14 protein-coding genes and 1 pseudogene are annotated in these 13,432 nt (G+C 65.0%); 11 read left to right on the top strand and 4 right to left on the bottom strand.

Going from position 1 to position 13,432, the window contains the following annotated elements; translation table 11 throughout:
• Nucleotides 1-41: 41 nt before the first annotated feature.
• From JWN03_RS41865 to JWN03_RS41880, 4 genes are read left to right on the top strand one after another with little or no spacing between them, the layout of a single operon-like run.
• Nucleotides 42-1,622, top strand: coding sequence for an ABC transporter substrate-binding protein (locus tag JWN03_RS41865; RefSeq protein ID WP_297627881.1), 1,581 nt, complete (start codon nucleotides 42-44; stop codon nucleotides 1,620-1,622).
• A gap of 3 nt (nucleotides 1,623-1,625) precedes the next feature.
• Nucleotides 1,626-2,438: an N-acyl homoserine lactonase family protein gene (locus JWN03_RS41870; protein WP_297627883.1), complete on the top strand. Its 813-nt coding sequence runs from the start codon at nucleotides 1,626-1,628 to the stop codon at nucleotides 2,436-2,438.
• Nucleotides 2,435-3,157, top strand: a complete 723-nt coding sequence (locus JWN03_RS41875; protein WP_297627886.1) for a hypothetical protein — start codon at nucleotides 2,435-2,437, stop codon at nucleotides 3,155-3,157. Before JWN03_RS41870 ends, JWN03_RS41875 begins: the two co-directional genes overlap by 4 nt.
• Nucleotides 3,154-4,188, top strand: a complete 1,035-nt coding sequence (locus JWN03_RS41880; protein WP_297627889.1) for an isopenicillin N synthase family dioxygenase — start codon at nucleotides 3,154-3,156, stop codon at nucleotides 4,186-4,188. The genes JWN03_RS41875 and JWN03_RS41880 overlap by 4 nt, the downstream gene beginning before the upstream one ends.
• A 337-nt stretch (nucleotides 4,189-4,525) precedes the next feature.
• Here the strand turns inward: JWN03_RS41880 and JWN03_RS45695 are convergent.
• A pseudogene (locus JWN03_RS45695) lies at nucleotides 4,526-4,849 on the bottom strand (cytochrome P450); the annotation flags it as partial.
• Between the two features lie 433 nt (nucleotides 4,850-5,282).
• Between JWN03_RS45695 and JWN03_RS41890 the strand changes: the two are divergent.
• The 3 genes from JWN03_RS41890 (at nucleotide 5,283) to JWN03_RS41900 (ending at nucleotide 7,751) form a co-directional block, all read left to right on the top strand.
• The gene (locus JWN03_RS41890) at nucleotides 5,283-6,497 is read left to right on the top strand and encodes an FAD-dependent oxidoreductase (RefSeq protein WP_297627895.1); all 1,215 of its coding nucleotides are present in this window, start codon (nucleotides 5,283-5,285) and stop codon (nucleotides 6,495-6,497) included.
• A 2-nt stretch (nucleotides 6,498-6,499) separates the two neighbouring features.
• Nucleotides 6,500-7,150 carry a TetR/AcrR family transcriptional regulator gene (locus JWN03_RS41895; RefSeq protein WP_297627897.1) on the top strand — a complete coding sequence of 217 codons (651 nt, stop codon included), beginning with the start codon at nucleotides 6,500-6,502 and terminating at the stop codon, nucleotides 7,148-7,150.
• 82 nt (nucleotides 7,151-7,232) lie between these two features.
• Nucleotides 7,233-7,751: an ester cyclase gene (locus JWN03_RS41900; RefSeq protein WP_297627899.1), complete on the top strand. Its 519-nt coding sequence runs from the start codon at nucleotides 7,233-7,235 to the stop codon at nucleotides 7,749-7,751.
• A gap of 44 nt (nucleotides 7,752-7,795) precedes the next feature.
• Here the strand turns inward: JWN03_RS41900 and JWN03_RS41905 are convergent, their stop codons facing one another.
• The 3 genes from JWN03_RS41905 to JWN03_RS41915 form a co-directional block, all read right to left on the bottom strand.
• Nucleotides 7,796-8,554 (bottom strand): TIGR03943 family putative permease subunit, encoded by a 759-nt coding sequence (locus JWN03_RS41905; RefSeq protein WP_297627901.1) that lies wholly within the window; start codon nucleotides 8,552-8,554, stop codon nucleotides 7,796-7,798.
• Nucleotides 8,551-9,555, bottom strand: a complete 1,005-nt coding sequence (locus tag JWN03_RS41910; RefSeq protein WP_441343163.1) for a permease — start codon at nucleotides 9,553-9,555, stop codon at nucleotides 8,551-8,553. Before JWN03_RS41910 ends, JWN03_RS41905 begins: the two co-directional genes overlap by 4 nt.
• Nucleotides 9,556-9,706: 151 nt before the next feature.
• Nucleotides 9,707-10,483 carry an SDR family NAD(P)-dependent oxidoreductase gene (locus JWN03_RS41915; RefSeq protein WP_297627903.1) on the bottom strand — a complete coding sequence of 259 codons (777 nt, stop codon included), beginning with the start codon at nucleotides 10,481-10,483 and terminating at the stop codon, nucleotides 9,707-9,709.
• A 221-nt stretch (nucleotides 10,484-10,704) separates the two neighbouring features.
• Here JWN03_RS41915 and JWN03_RS41920 point away from each other — a divergent pair, with 221 nt between their 5' ends.
• The 4 genes from JWN03_RS41920 to JWN03_RS41935 all read left to right on the top strand — a co-directional run.
• Nucleotides 10,705-11,109, top strand: a complete 405-nt coding sequence (locus JWN03_RS41920; protein WP_297627905.1) for a DUF6228 family protein — start codon at nucleotides 10,705-10,707, stop codon at nucleotides 11,107-11,109.
• Nucleotides 11,110-11,311: 202 nt separating this feature from the next.
• Nucleotides 11,312-11,623 carry a DUF222 domain-containing protein gene (locus JWN03_RS41925; RefSeq protein ID WP_297627908.1) on the top strand — a complete coding sequence of 104 codons (312 nt, stop codon included), beginning with the start codon at nucleotides 11,312-11,314 and terminating at the stop codon, nucleotides 11,621-11,623.
• 355 nt (nucleotides 11,624-11,978) lie between these two features.
• On the top strand, nucleotides 11,979-12,785 hold the full coding sequence (locus JWN03_RS41930; protein ID WP_297627910.1) for an SDR family oxidoreductase: 807 nt from the start codon (nucleotides 11,979-11,981) through the stop codon (nucleotides 12,783-12,785).
• Nucleotides 12,786-12,812: 27 nt separating this feature from the next.
• A partial coding sequence (locus JWN03_RS41935) for a helix-turn-helix transcriptional regulator (protein ID WP_297627913.1) occupies nucleotides 12,813-13,432 on the top strand: 620 nt, incomplete at its 3' end.

Here is a 13,432-nt window from a genome sequence, read left to right on the forward strand (position 1 = left end):
TCCTTTCCTCAGCCAGACCGTCTTCTCGAAGGAACCGCCAGATGATCCATTCCGCCCGAAGGCTTTTCGCCGCCACCGCAGTCGCCTCCGCGGCACTGCTCGCAGTATCCGCGTGCGGGTCCGGCAGTCAGACACCCAATGCCGCACCCACCGACAAGGTGCTGCACCTGTCATTCCTGCAGGACCCGGGCCAGCCGCCGGACCCGGACGTCTACTACGCCGGACAGGGCCTGCTGCTCACCACCAACCTGTACGAGGGTCTGCTGCAATACGCGCCGGGGACCGATAAGGCGCAGCTGCAGCCGCTGCTGGCCACCGCGTGGACCGCCTCGCCGGACAACAAGGTCTTCACCTTCACGCTGCGCCAAGGTGTGAAATTCCACGACGGCACCCCGTTCACCTCTGCGGCGATCAAGACATCGTTCGATCGCCGGCTCGCGGTGAACCAGGGCCCGGCCTACATGGTGTCCGACATCGATTCGGTTACCACGCAGGGTGATTACGCCGCCACCATCACGCTGAAGGCCCCCAATGCGGTCTTCCTGGACTACCTCGCCTCGCCCTACGGGCCGCGCATGCTCAGCCCGACCGGTCTGGCTGCCAATGCCGGGAAGGACAATGATCAGGCGTATCTCACCACGCACGATCTGGGCACCGGCCCGTATACGCTGACCGACGCTCAGGTCGGATCGCATTACGGCATGGCCTCTTTCGGCGACTATTGGGGCGCGAAGCCGTACTTCACCACGGTGGATCTGCCTGTGGTCACCGACACTTCGGCCCAGCAGCTGCAATTCAACAATGGCCAGCTCGCCGCGGTACTGCACGACCTGCCGTCCTCGGCGGTGTCGTCGTATATCGGCAACTCCAAGTTCGCGAATTACTCACTGCCCACCATGATGTCGAACTACTTCTACGTGAACCCGCACAAGGGGATGTTCACCAACCAGGCCGCACGTGTCGCCCTGACCCAGGCGATCGACGTCCAGCAGATCGTCCAGCAGACCTATTTCGGTCGCGGCAAGGTCGCCGATCAGGTCTTCCCGCCGAACATGATGACCGCCGATTTCGCGAAACAGACAGTCCCCCACGATACTTCCGCTCTCAAGAAGATCGTCGACGCCCTGCCCGCCGATCAGAAGACGGTCACTGTCGGATACGACTCCAGCAACCCCGACAACCAACTCGTCGGCAACCTGATCCAGACCCAGCTGGCCACCGTCGGAATCACCGCGAAGGTGCAGGGCTACCCCACTTCTCAGATCTACGGCTGGCCGGGCACCGCTGCCGCCGATGCGCCGGAGATGCTGCTGCTGGCGGGCTGGCCGGACGCTCCGTCGCCGTACACCTGGGGACACATCAACTTCGACCCCGACGGCGGTCTGAACTACCTGAACTGCTCGTCGCCCGATGTCACGTCCTCGCTGGCGAAGGGCCGGGAATCCGGTGCCTCGGACGTCTTCTCGACCGCGGCCGCACAGGCCTCGGCGACCGGCTGCTGGCTCAATATCGCCGACGTCAACGACTTCATGGTCGCGCAGCCGTGGCTCAAGGGGGTGGCCGAGTCGCATGTCGTCTCCGAGCCGAACTCGCTGCGGATCGCCGGATTGTCGGTGGGCTGAACCATGACCGGACTGGTACGTCGCATCGTCCTGCTGACCCTCGGATGGGAGGACCTCCCCAAATCCATTTCGGTGCACGGCGCTCCGGCGCACGAACGCCTGCGTGAACCCACACCCGGCGTCATGCTGCAGACCGACGGCGGCTGGGTGCTGCTGGATACCGGATTCAATACCGCCCTGATCCGTGACCCGGCGCTGTATCGGCGGTTCTACCCGAGCGTCGAATACATTCCGGTGCTGCCCGGTCCGGGTGAGCCGATCGAAGAATCGTTGCACGACATAGGAATCGATATCGACGACATCCACGCCGTCGCAGTCAGCCATCTGCACCACGACCACGCCGGCGGCCTGAAGCTGTTCGCGGGCAAGGTGCCGGTGCACGCACAGCGCATCGAGTTGGAGTACGGGCTGTCGAATCATCCTGAGCCGGAGCATCATGCGATGGCGCGGGTCGATTTCGACGATCCGCGCATCGAATGGCAGCTTGCCGACGGTGAGGCCGAAATCGCACCCGGCATCACCGCGGTTCCGACCTACGGCCACACGCCCGGGCATCAGAGTTTTGTGGTGGAGCTCGATCCCTCGGTCGGCGGCGGTGGCTTCGTATTCGCCTTCGACGCAGCCGATCTCACCGAGAATATCGAGCACGAACTGGCCATCGGCGGTTACGTCGGGGTCAGCCACGAGGAGACGATCGAGCCGATCCGCCGGCTCAAGAAGCTGGCGGCCGAGAAGGGTTATCCGCTCATTCCCGGTCACGATCCGCACGCCTGGCCGGAGTGGACGCATCACTTCCACGAGCGGTTCCCCGGATGACGGCGCAGAAGGCGGGCACGCCGGTGCGCATGGCGGAGTGCGCGGGACTGTGGCAGCGCACCCTGCTGGTCGATACCGACGGCTCGCAGGACCTGACAACGGATGTGCGCTGGCTGCAGGGCCTGACCCGCTTCGTCGACTTACGCAGGCCGACACCGAGACCGGACTTCAGCGAGGTGCGCTGCGCCTCGGATCTGACGGATCAGCAGCGCGGCTGGCTGCATATGCAGGACGGCTTCGCGGGTGAGCTCACCCAGTACGACGATATCTTCCATTGGCAGCGGCACATCGAATTGCAGCCGCCCGGTCCGCATCCCGACGAAGGACGGATGAGCTACGCGGCAGGGGTACTGGTCGAAATCGGGGTGCACGCCGACTATTTCGAACACTGGACCCGCGACGCACCGGCCCAGGATTGCTGGGCAATGGATTTGGAGTCAACCGACGGAGCTCGTGCGCTGCTGCTCCGGGTCGAGGATCACTTCGGCTGGGCGCGGCGTGATTCCGAAGGTGCCGTGGAGCTTTCACTCGGCTCGGTCTCCGGCGGCTGGATCATCGACGATTCCGCCCTGCCGTACCGGGAACAACAGGCGCTCGCGCCGCGCTGGTCCACCACCGACGATCGAAACACTCTGCACACCAATGACATCGACGCAAATGGCACTCCCCTGACCTGGGAGTGGCTGGTTCGCTATACGGAAGGAAGCGTGACGCTATGAATAAGGCCACCTCGTTCACTTCGGTCCCGGTGATCGACGTCAGCGGGCTGCGATCCGAGAATGCGGCAGACCGGTTGGCGGTCGCCAATGAAATCGGCAAGGCCGCACGCGAAGTCGGGTTCTTCTACATCAGCGGAACCGGTGTCGATCCCGCACTCTTCGATGGACTGCTGGATGCCACGGAATCGTTCTTCGCCTTACCGCTACAGGAGAAGATGCGCTCGTATATCGGCCTGTCCCAATGCCATCGCGGCTACGTGCCCACCGGCGAAGAGGGTTTCGAGGAAGGCACTCCGGATCTGAAGGAGGCTTTCGACACCGCCCTGGATCTGCCTGCCGACGACCCCGATCACCTGGCCGGGAATCCGATGCTCGGCCCCAATGTCTGGCCAACGCTTCCCGGCTTCGCCGATACCGTCACGGCCTACTACCAGGCCGTACTGGATATCGGCAGGCAGTTGCTGTGGGCCTTCGCCGTCACGCTGGGCGAGGACCCGGACACCTTCCTGCGCTACGCCACCAAAACCCCGAGCCAGCTCCGCCTCATCCACTACCCCTTCAACCCCGCCAACGAAGACGCCATCGGCATCGGCGCGCACAGCGATTTCGAATGCTTCACGCTGCTCAAGCCGACCGCCCCCGGTCTGGAAGTTCTCAATGGCGCGGGCGATTGGATCGATGTCCCGCCGCTGCCCGACACCTTCGTCATCAATATCGGCGACATGCTGGAACTGTGGACCAATGGCGAATTCGTCGCCACCACCCACCGCGTCCGCAAGGTGAAGGAGGAGCGCTACTCCTTCCCCCTCTTCTTCAATGTCGACTACGACACCGTCGTCCAGCCCCTCCCCCAATTCACCTCCTCCGACCGCCCGCAACGCGCCCCCCTCCGCGCCGGCGAGCACCTCTTCGCCCAAACCGCCCAACTGTTCCGCTATCTCAGAATCCGCCTGGAAAGCGGTGACCTCGCCCTCCCCGACGGCTCCCTCCCGGTCGGCTCCTTCGGCCAGGAGGCCCGCCAGCGCGCCTAGTCGACTCAGGCGGCGAGCTTTCGGAGGTGACGGCGGGCGCGGGCGAGGAGGTGACGGTCGGGGTCGTTCGCCTGTTCGGTGAGCAGGAAGTCGATGCGATCCTCGACCGCGTCCCGCACCTGATCACGAACCGCGCCCGAGGCCTCGTCGTCGGTTCGGCCTGCCCAGTGGGCGGTCTCGATCGGCGTACCGAACGCGAAGTAGAGGCGCTCCGGGCGTGTCGAAGCGGCTTTGCGTCCACGCTCGATCGGCGAGGTCTCGGCCGTCGGGCGTGGGGGTGCGCTCCGCCGCCGAACGGCATCCAGGCGTAACGGTGCGATTTATCCTCCCGCCGTTCGGCATTGAATCGCTCCGGGTCGAATGTCATCGGCGCGGTCCAATACTGCGGGTCGAAGTGATTGACCTGAGGATTGATCGCGCCGGTTGTACGCGCCGGGAGATGGTGACCAAGCACCGTGGTGTCCTTGACTGTCTCCCTGGCCAGCAGGGGAATCCGGGCGACTAGGCGCAACGCCTCCTTGATCACCAGATCGAGTGTCTCCAGCCGATTCGTCGAAGTCCATGAGCTTGATGCCGCGCTGAAAGAACTTCTCCATGAAGAACTTCCAGCCGGAGGTCGAGAATGCCTTGTCCTTGTTGGCCAGTGCGAGCTGCGTGGCATCCGGGCCGGACAGGAAGACGATCCGGCGACCGAACGCACTGGTCCATGACACCGGGCCGTACCGGGCGTACTGGAGCAGCGCGGCGGCGCGGCCGAAGCGCATCAACTCGGGCAGATGCCCGATGACGGGTGCGCCGGCATCACCGAGAATCGGCGCGAGGTCACTATCGGAGGGCACCGGCGCGAACTCCCCCACGGCCCACCGGTGCGCGAGCCACCGCTCGTCCAACCCCTGCGGCAGGGCGATCGCGGTGAGCGGTGGTACCCGCTAACGGATCTCCTCGACGACCGATTCCCACTTGTCTGCCATGGCGATTCCTCCACATCGAGGGCAGTACGGCTGCAGTTGCCGGAATTGACGCTACTCTAAGTACGGAACCGTAGCTACACTTCCGTACTTAATAGTTTCCGCTGCTCGACATGGAGGTCGCCAATGCCTGATCCAATCGTGGACGCCGAGCCGTGCGTAGTCGTCGGAGCCGGGCCGGTCGGCCTGGTGGCCGCACTCGCATTGGCACGCAAGGGAATTCGGGTGCTGGTCCTGGAAGCCGAACCGCAGGAACGGGTTCGGCCCGGTAGCCGAGCGATCGCGCTCATGTTCCCCACGCTGCGGCGACTCGACCAGGTCCTGCCGGGGCTCGGTAAGCAGGTGTCCGCTGCGGCTGTTTCACCGACGGGCTACGACGCGTTCTACGGCGGCCGCCGAATCTTCAGCCAGCACAATAAGAATCTGACCAAGCTTGCGGCCAGTCTGCCGCAGCGGACGACCGAGCAGATCGTCTACGCCGAATGTCTCGCGCACGGAGTCGAATTCCGCTGGGATGCCGCGGTCAAGGGTGTCGACAGCGGCCCGGACGGCCTCACGCTGACACTGGAGTCCGGAGATCGGATCGAGGCGCCGTATGTGATCGGCGCGGACGGCGCACGGTCGGTGGTGCGCAAGGCAATCGGCGTGAAGATGGACGGTGTCACCGACGAGACGCCGTTCATCATCGTCGATGTGGACGAGCATCCGGACGGCTCGACACCGATGGCCGGCTACTTCCACTACGAGAACCCCGAGCTCGGCGGGCGCAATGTCATGCATATGCCGTTCGCGACCGGAATGCGGATCGATCTGCAGTGCCTGCCCACCGACGACGTGGACTATCTCGCCAGCCCCGACGGTGTGCGCGAATGGGTTTCGAAGGTCGTCGACCCCTGGTACGGGCAGCACGTGCAGTGGATCTCCACCTACCGCTTCCATCAGGTCGTCGCCGACTCCTACACCGACGCCCAGCGCCGGGTGCTGCTGGTCGGTGAGGCCGCGCACCTGTTCGCCCCGTGGGGTGGGCGCGGGCTCAACTCCGGAGTCTTCGACGCCACCGATGCCGCCGAGGCGATTGCGGAAGCATCGGCCACCCGTAATCCGGCGCGCCGACGCGAAGTGATCGAGAAATCCGCCGAGGACAGCCGCAATTGGGGCCTGCACAATCGCGATATCTCCTCGAAGGCACTGCGCATCATGCGCGGGACCGACCTGGTCACCAAGGTGAAACGCCAGGTGGCGTCCCGGCTCGCGCCGATGGTCTGGCCCGCGGGAGCCTGGCTGGCCAATGGACCCCTCCAGGTCCCGGTGCCCCGCCCGGGTGCACGGGCCTACTACTAGTCATGACTACCGTGGGTGCGGTGAGCTCACCCACCAAGCGCCCCCGCCAGCCGCGGATGCTTCTCGAAGTGCGCCGCGAACAGGTCTTGGACGCCGCGCTGCGACTCCTGAACAGGCACGGGTACGGCGCGCTCACCATGGAGGCCGTCTCCAAGGAGGTCGATCTCGCGAAACCTCGTGTCTACGCGGCATATCCAGGTCTGGAGCCGATGCTGGTCGCGCTGCTCGAACGCGAAGAGCAGCGCGCACTGATGACACTCGCCGACGCCATGCCGGTGTTCGAGGACACCGGCAACTTCGACGACATTCTGCTGGATGCGATGACTAATCTGCTGCGGGCCGTCGCCGCGAATCCCGAATCGTGGCGCTTGCTCTTCCTGCCCGCCGAGGATGCCCCGGCCCAGGTCCGCAAACGCTTCGACACCGGACGGCGGTTCGCCCTCGAACAACTCACCGCTCTCCTGGAGTGGGGTCGTGATCGCCGCCCGGGTCTGGCCGAACTGGACCTGGAACTGACCGCGATCTCACTGCTGGCCATCGGCGAGCAGGCCGGGCGCATGGTGCTCTCGCAGCCGGATCGATTCACCCCGGAACGCTATCGGGCCTTCGCCCGCGGCCTCCTCGATACGATGTCGGTCCCTTCCGACTCTTGAGCGGCCGCCCCCGTCTTTGTAAGCCGGTTGGAACGGCCGCCTGCGATGATATGGGTCTTGTTGCCGAGCAAGGAATATGCCGATGACGAATACCCATACGACCGCCGAAAAGGTCGCGATCCGCTGCGTTCAGATAATGGGCGACGGCACCCGCGAGGAATTCGAAGCCCTGGTGCACCCCGATGCCGTCAATCGCGAGTCCGCTGCCGAACCTCCGGCCGCCCGCGGCGCCGGGCCGGATGCGTTCTTCGCCAGCGCGCAGTGGCTGCGCGCCGCATATACCGAGATGAGCTGGGAGATCCACGACGTGGTCTCCGACGGTGATCTCGTCGTGCTGCACACCACGATGCACGGTAAACACGTCGGCACCTTCGTGATCTATGACGCGGACGGCCGACCCGCACAGGCATTCCCGTCGACCGGAAAGTCCTTCGCCGCCACCCAGACACACTGGTGCCGGATCAGCGACGGCCGGTTGATCGAGCACTGGGCGAACCGGGACGATCTCGGTCAGGCCACCCAACTCGGCTGGGCCCCACCCTCTCCGGCCTATCTGCTGCGCATGCAGGTCGCGACCCGCCGCGCGCGCCGCGATGGGTGACGGTCCCCCGACCGGCAGCAGCTCACCCGGCTGGTACCTCGAAGTCAGCGCGCCGCTTCGTACGTGCTCTTCGGGGTGGGGATCAGTTGGTAGTCGGTGACGTCGAAGGTGGGGGTGAGTTCCGGATCGTGCCGGGCGCTGTCGGTTCGCACGATGCCGCGCAGTAGCAGCCACTGGTCGTCCGGGATTACCTCCGGCATTCCGGCCAGGTGCACAAGCGCGTATTGGGCGTCGGCGACACAGCAGGTGATGACAACTTTGGCGAGGTCGGCATCCGGAGTGCCCGGATGGTCGCGTTCGAGATCCTTTGGCCGAACAATGAATCCGCTGATGGTCACTTCCCTGCCGTCCAGCGAATGATTGGTGTCCTGCAGCGCCCGCTGCACGAGTTCGACAACCGGCACGGTCGGCGCATCACCGGAAGGCAATGGCGGAAACGCGCGTTGTTTTGGCAGCGCCGAGGCCGCATCGCCGGCGATGGCCTGGACCGGTGAGCTGGTCTGTACGCCGTTCGCGCCGAGTGCGGGTGGGGCGATGAACAGCAGGGCCGCAACCGGAATGAGCAGTAGCCACTGAGCTCGGCCGGTGCCGTGCTCGTGATCGTCGTGCTCGTCGACTGCGGCGCCGCGGCGGATATCGCGAACGACGGCAACCAGTGCCAGCAGGACGAAGCCGAGGCCGCTCACCAGGAGATACGGATGCAGGCTCGGTTTCACATACCGGGCGTAACTGCCGTCGAGCGTGACCCACAGGACCGCGCTGCCGATGAGCAGCAGCACCAGATTCTGCGCTTCTCGTTTCATCGGGCGCCTCCGAGGAATATGTAACCGGCAATGGTGCCACAGACAATGGCCACCCCAAAGGTCAACGGCGCGAATCTGATTGCGAACCCTCGGCCGAAGCTGCCCGCCTGCATGGCGAAGAGCTTCACATCGACCGCCGGGCCAACCACCAGGAACACCAGTCGCGGGAGCAGTGGCAGGGTCGACATGCTCGAGGCGACAAACGCGTCGGCCTCCGAGCACAGCGCCAGCACGATCGCCAGCACCGCCATCACCAGGATCGCGATCACCATCTGCCCGGCCAATTGCTGGTACCAGGCGGGCGGAACCAGCACGTGCAGTGCGGCTGCGGCCACGGCGCCGAGTACCAGAAATGCGCCGGCCTGCAGCAGATCGTGCCGCGCGGCCTCGGTGAAGACCTCCCAGCGGGTGCGCCCGGCCGCGCAGTGGTCGTGCCCGCGCTCGGGCGGCCGCATCCACTCCGGACGCCCGATGCGCGACCACACCAGGCCCATCACAATCGCCGTGGCAAGGGATCCGGTGAACCGCGCGGCCACCATTCCCGGTTCGCCGGGGAATGCCACCGCCGTGGCGACCAGCACCACCGGATTGGTCGCGGGCGCCGACAGCATGAACGCCAGCGCGACCGACCCCGGCGCGCCCTGATCGGTGAGCCGTCGCGCCACCGGCACCACCCCGCACTCACATCCCGGCAGCGCCATCCCGGCGAGTCCCGCCACTCCGATGGCCGCAGACTCGTTGCGCGGCAGCACCTTCCGCAGCAGTGCGGGCGAGACGAAAGTCGCGATGGCTCCGCTGACCACGACCCCGAGCGCCAGGAACGGCACCGCCTGAATGAACACCCCCGCGAAGATCGTGACCGCCGTCTGCAGCCGCGCGGACGTACCCACCGCATGCGCCAGCGGCGCCTGCAGGATCAGTCCGACAACGAGCAGCGCCACCAGCGCATAAGTCGAAGACACCTTCGTCCGCACAGCATTCAGAGCATTCGGCGCGATCACCCGTACATCCTGTCAGCCGATCCCGCGAACCACGTCCTCGACCGACCGGCCCGCGCGCCCGAATGCGAGATCGGCTGAGGTACAGACAACTTGTCACGCCACGCCCCACCAGCCGGTGCGTGACTGCGGATCAGACTGTGCCACACCGGCTTTACTGCTGATAGCGGGAGGCGAGGGTCGGGCTCTGGGCGGCGAAGGCGGCGAGGTCTGCGTGGGAGACGGTGTCGAGGAGACTCGCGTCCTCGACACCGGGGGCGCAGACGACCTCGCCTAGTTCGAGACCCCGGAGGCCGGCGGTGACGACGTCGGCGGCGGTCATGCGGGGTACGACGCTCATATCGATGCCTTGGCGCTCATGGAATTCGGTGGCGACCACGCCGGGGCACAGCACCAGCACCTTGACGCCGGTGCCTTCGAGTTCCGCGCTCAAAGTCTGGGACATGGCGACCAAGTACGCGAGTGTGCCTGCGTATACGACGCGGCGGGGCATCTGGGAATGGGGAGCGGGTCCGCTGAAGGCGATCATGCCGGCGACATTGATGATGGCGCCCCGGCCGCGATTCTGCATTCCCGCCACGGCGGCGCGGGTGATCATCGTGGGTGCGAGCACCTTGATGGAGACCAGCTCGCGGGCCTTGGCGGCGGGCAGTTCGGCGAGCGGCATGTAGTGAGCGACGCCCGCATTGTTGACCAGCAGGTCCAGTGGTTCGAGTGCGCAGATTTCCGCGACGGCATCGATACCTTCATCGGTCGACAAGTCGGCGACAACAGGCCGTATCTCGACCTCGGAATGAGCAGCGGCGAATTCGTCGAGCCGATCCTTACGACGTCCGGCTATGACCAGGTCATAGCCGTCTGCGGTCAAGCGTTCAGCGAAGGACTTTCCGATTCCGGAAGTGGCACCGGTTACCAGCGCGAGCTTGCCCATTGAAGTTGTTCCTTTCGCCTGCAAACCGATCGGGCCGAACGTCGCCATTATTCCAGTCGTCCGCCCCTTCACCTTCGAGACACCGCGACGAACGCATCGCATTCTGCATCGACTGGCGCTACGATCACGGCAGGGCGGCAGTCGAGCAACACCCGCAAGGGACTGCAATAGCCAATGACATCCCGGACCACCGCGACGCACAGATCGCGTGACTCGAGACCGTGGACCCCGCTCCCTCGAAGAGCGAATCGCCGCCGCCGTACTGCCACTTTCAGCGCAAATTCAGCAAGGAATCCCACCATGCCATCGACTGCTCGAATCACTACCGGCCCAGAACGCCTGCTGCTCGAAAACATCCTCGACAGCAGCAGGAGAATCACGTTGGCGGGCAAAGGTTGCCGCTCATTGGGTCAGTCGAACTATCCGCCGACGGAATGTCGGCCTCGATTCGCGGACTCGTCGTCGACTACGTCGCCGGTCGCTCATTACCCCGATTCTTCGACACATTGGAACAGGACTTCACCGGCTGGAACGGTGTCCGGACGTGGGAAAGCGTGGAGCACGCGCTCCGGATCGACGCACAACACCTAGGTTTGGGACACGTCCGGCTCACCTGGACCTTCTGACAGAACTGGCCAGCGCGGGGCGCCCGAAGATCAACGAGCTGTGGCCATCTGGGCTGGGGTTGACTGCCAGTCAAACGCACCATCATGCCGAATGCGCCGCGCTGCCGGGCCACCAACAGGCACCGACAGTGACGCCGGCCAGGACATGTCCAGCAAGTCGAATTGTCGAACATATGTTCGATCTTGAGGTAGGCTGGTTCGGGTGAACATACATTCGACCGCGCCGGATGCTCCAGCACGGGGATGGCCGGCACTGGCCGATGTCGATTTGCTGCGCACCCTCGTCGAAACCGAACGCCGTCGAAGGCGACTGGATGCTGCCATGCGCGCGGCCGTCGCCGAAGCCGAGCGTCGTGGCCTCGCCGCAGATACCGGCTATCGGGACACCGTGGAGCTATTGACTGATCTGCTGCGGATCAGTGCCCATGAAGCGCGCCAGCGAATCGAATACGCGGCTCCGCAGGCCCGCTCGCGTTCCAGAAAGGTATGGAGGGTGCTGGCGGCAGCAAGCTGAGCCGAGCCCGCTGCCTCGACCTCTGTTCGCGGATTTGGGCAATTCCAACGGCGACTTGCGCGAGAAGTTCACTTATGCAGGCGAATTCGTGGCCCTCGGAGCAGTCGCGCAGGCCGTGTTGGGGCTGAGTTGCGGATTCGGGCATGTCAGCGCACCAGGCAAGGGGTGTCTCACAGTACCTGTATCACCAGGGTCTCCCAGACGTCCAAAACGCCTGTCAGCCTGGTTGAGTCGAAAGCGCCGACAACACTCCATGGACACGCACTGCAGCTTTACCCCATCAGTTCAATTCAGCTGCCCCGAATGCGCGACCGTGTCGGCGCATTCTTCCACGACAGAGAGGGACGGAGACCCAATGGCTGACAACCAATTCACCACTCACACAGAACTTTTCGATCTGAGTGGGAAGTACGCCCTTGTCACTGGCGGCACCAGGGGCATTGGCATGATGATAGCGCGCGGCCTGCTCCAGGCGGGCGCCCGCGTCGTCATCAGCTCACGCAAGGCAGACACGTGCGCGGAGGCACAGCGTCTACTGTCCGAATTCGGCGACGTTCAAGCAATCCCCGCCGACCTGTCCAGGCACGACGAGTGTCAGCGCCTCGCTGATCTTGTCAAGGTCGACTCGGAACGCCTCGACATCTTAGTCAACAACGCGGGAGCGATGTGGCGCGAGCCGCTAGCGACGTTCCCGGACGAGGCCTGGGACGCAGTGATCGACCTCAACCTCAAGTCGCCGTTCTGGCTGGTGCAGGCGCTGCTCCCCGCACTTCGCAGGGCGGGCACCGCCGATGATCCCGCGCGGATCATCAACATCGGCAGTATCGCCGCCATCCACGTCGCCCAGTCGCCCAACTACTCGTACGCCAGCAGCAAAGCGGCACTCCATCAACTCACCAGAGTGCTTGCCAGAGAGCTTGGCCCACAGCACCTCACGGTGAACGCGGTAGCACCGGGAGTGTTCCCGTCGCAGATGATGGTGTCCACTCTCGATGCCATCGGCGACACGATCGCGGCGGCGGCCCCGCTGCGCCGGCTCGGCCGCGACGACGACATGGCGGGTATCGCCGTGTTTCTCGCTAGCCGGGCTGGGTCCTACCTCACGGGCACCATCATCCCGGTAGACGGCGGCATCGCGACGACCGCATCGGGTACCCCTTAGACTGCGGGACGGGCTTACGGTGAGGGGATGGCCACGATGGATCTACGCACCGAGATCCGGGAGTTTCTCAGCTCGCGTCGCGCCCGCATCGCACCCGAGCAGGCGGGCCTGCCCGCTTACGGCGGCAATCGTCGGGTCAAAGGTCTGCGTCGCGAAGAGGTAGCTCTACTGGCGGGGGTATCGGTCGACTACTACGTGCGCATGGAGCGCGGCAGCCTCGCCGGTGCCTCCGATGGCGTGCTCGACGCGTTGGCCTCTGCCTTGCAACTCGACGAGGCAGAGCGCGATCACCTGTTCCACCTCGCGCGCCAATCCAGGGCGCCCAGCGGCTCACGCCGGCGCAGGCCTGCCGTGACGGTGCGCTCGACACTGCAGCGGGTGCTCGATTCCATCTCCGATGCGCCGGCGTGGATCTGCAACGGCCGTTATGACGTGCTGGCCATGAATCAACTTGCCCGCGCGCTGTATTCACCGGTGCTGGCCGACACGCGACGGCCGGCGAACACCGCGCGGTTCGTGTATCTGGATCCCGAAGCGGCAAAAACGTTCTTCGTCGACTATGACCGAATCGCCTGCGATGTGGCCGCGAAGCTACGCATGGAAGCCGGCCGCAATCCGCACGACGAGGAGCTGATCGCCCTAGTCGG

The sequence above is a fragment of the Nocardia sp. genome, assembly GCF_025465275.1.
Lineage (GTDB): Bacteria > Actinomycetota > Actinomycetes > Mycobacteriales > Mycobacteriaceae > Nocardia.

Bases quoted from the DNA above. Each gene is read 5' to 3' on its own strand.
- JWN03_RS41870 (WP_297627883.1), top strand. From the start codon at position 1,626: ATGACCGGACTGGTACGTCGCATCGTCCTGCTGACCCTCGGATGGGAG.
- JWN03_RS41865 (WP_297627881.1), top strand. From the start codon at position 42: ATGATCCATTCCGCCCGAAGGCTTTTCGCCGCCACCGCAGTCGCCTCC.
- JWN03_RS41915 (WP_297627903.1), bottom strand. From the start codon at position 10,483: ATGGGCAAGCTCGCGCTGGTAACCGGTGCCACTTCCGGAATCGGAAAG.
- JWN03_RS41905 (WP_297627901.1), bottom strand. From the start codon at position 8,554: ATGAAACGAGAAGCGCAGAATCTGGTGCTGCTGCTCATCGGCAGCGCG.
- JWN03_RS41895 (WP_297627897.1), top strand. From the start codon at position 6,500: ATGACTACCGTGGGTGCGGTGAGCTCACCCACCAAGCGCCCCCGCCAG.
- JWN03_RS41900 (WP_297627899.1), top strand. From the start codon at position 7,233: ATGACGAATACCCATACGACCGCCGAAAAGGTCGCGATCCGCTGCGTT.
- JWN03_RS41875 (WP_297627886.1), top strand. From the start codon at position 2,435: ATGACGGCGCAGAAGGCGGGCACGCCGGTGCGCATGGCGGAGTGCGCG.
- JWN03_RS41890 (WP_297627895.1), top strand. From the start codon at position 5,283: ATGCCTGATCCAATCGTGGACGCCGAGCCGTGCGTAGTCGTCGGAGCC.
- JWN03_RS41930 (WP_297627910.1), top strand. From the start codon at position 11,979: ATGGCTGACAACCAATTCACCACTCACACAGAACTTTTCGATCTGAGT.
- JWN03_RS41880 (WP_297627889.1), top strand. From the start codon at position 3,154: ATGAATAAGGCCACCTCGTTCACTTCGGTCCCGGTGATCGACGTCAGC.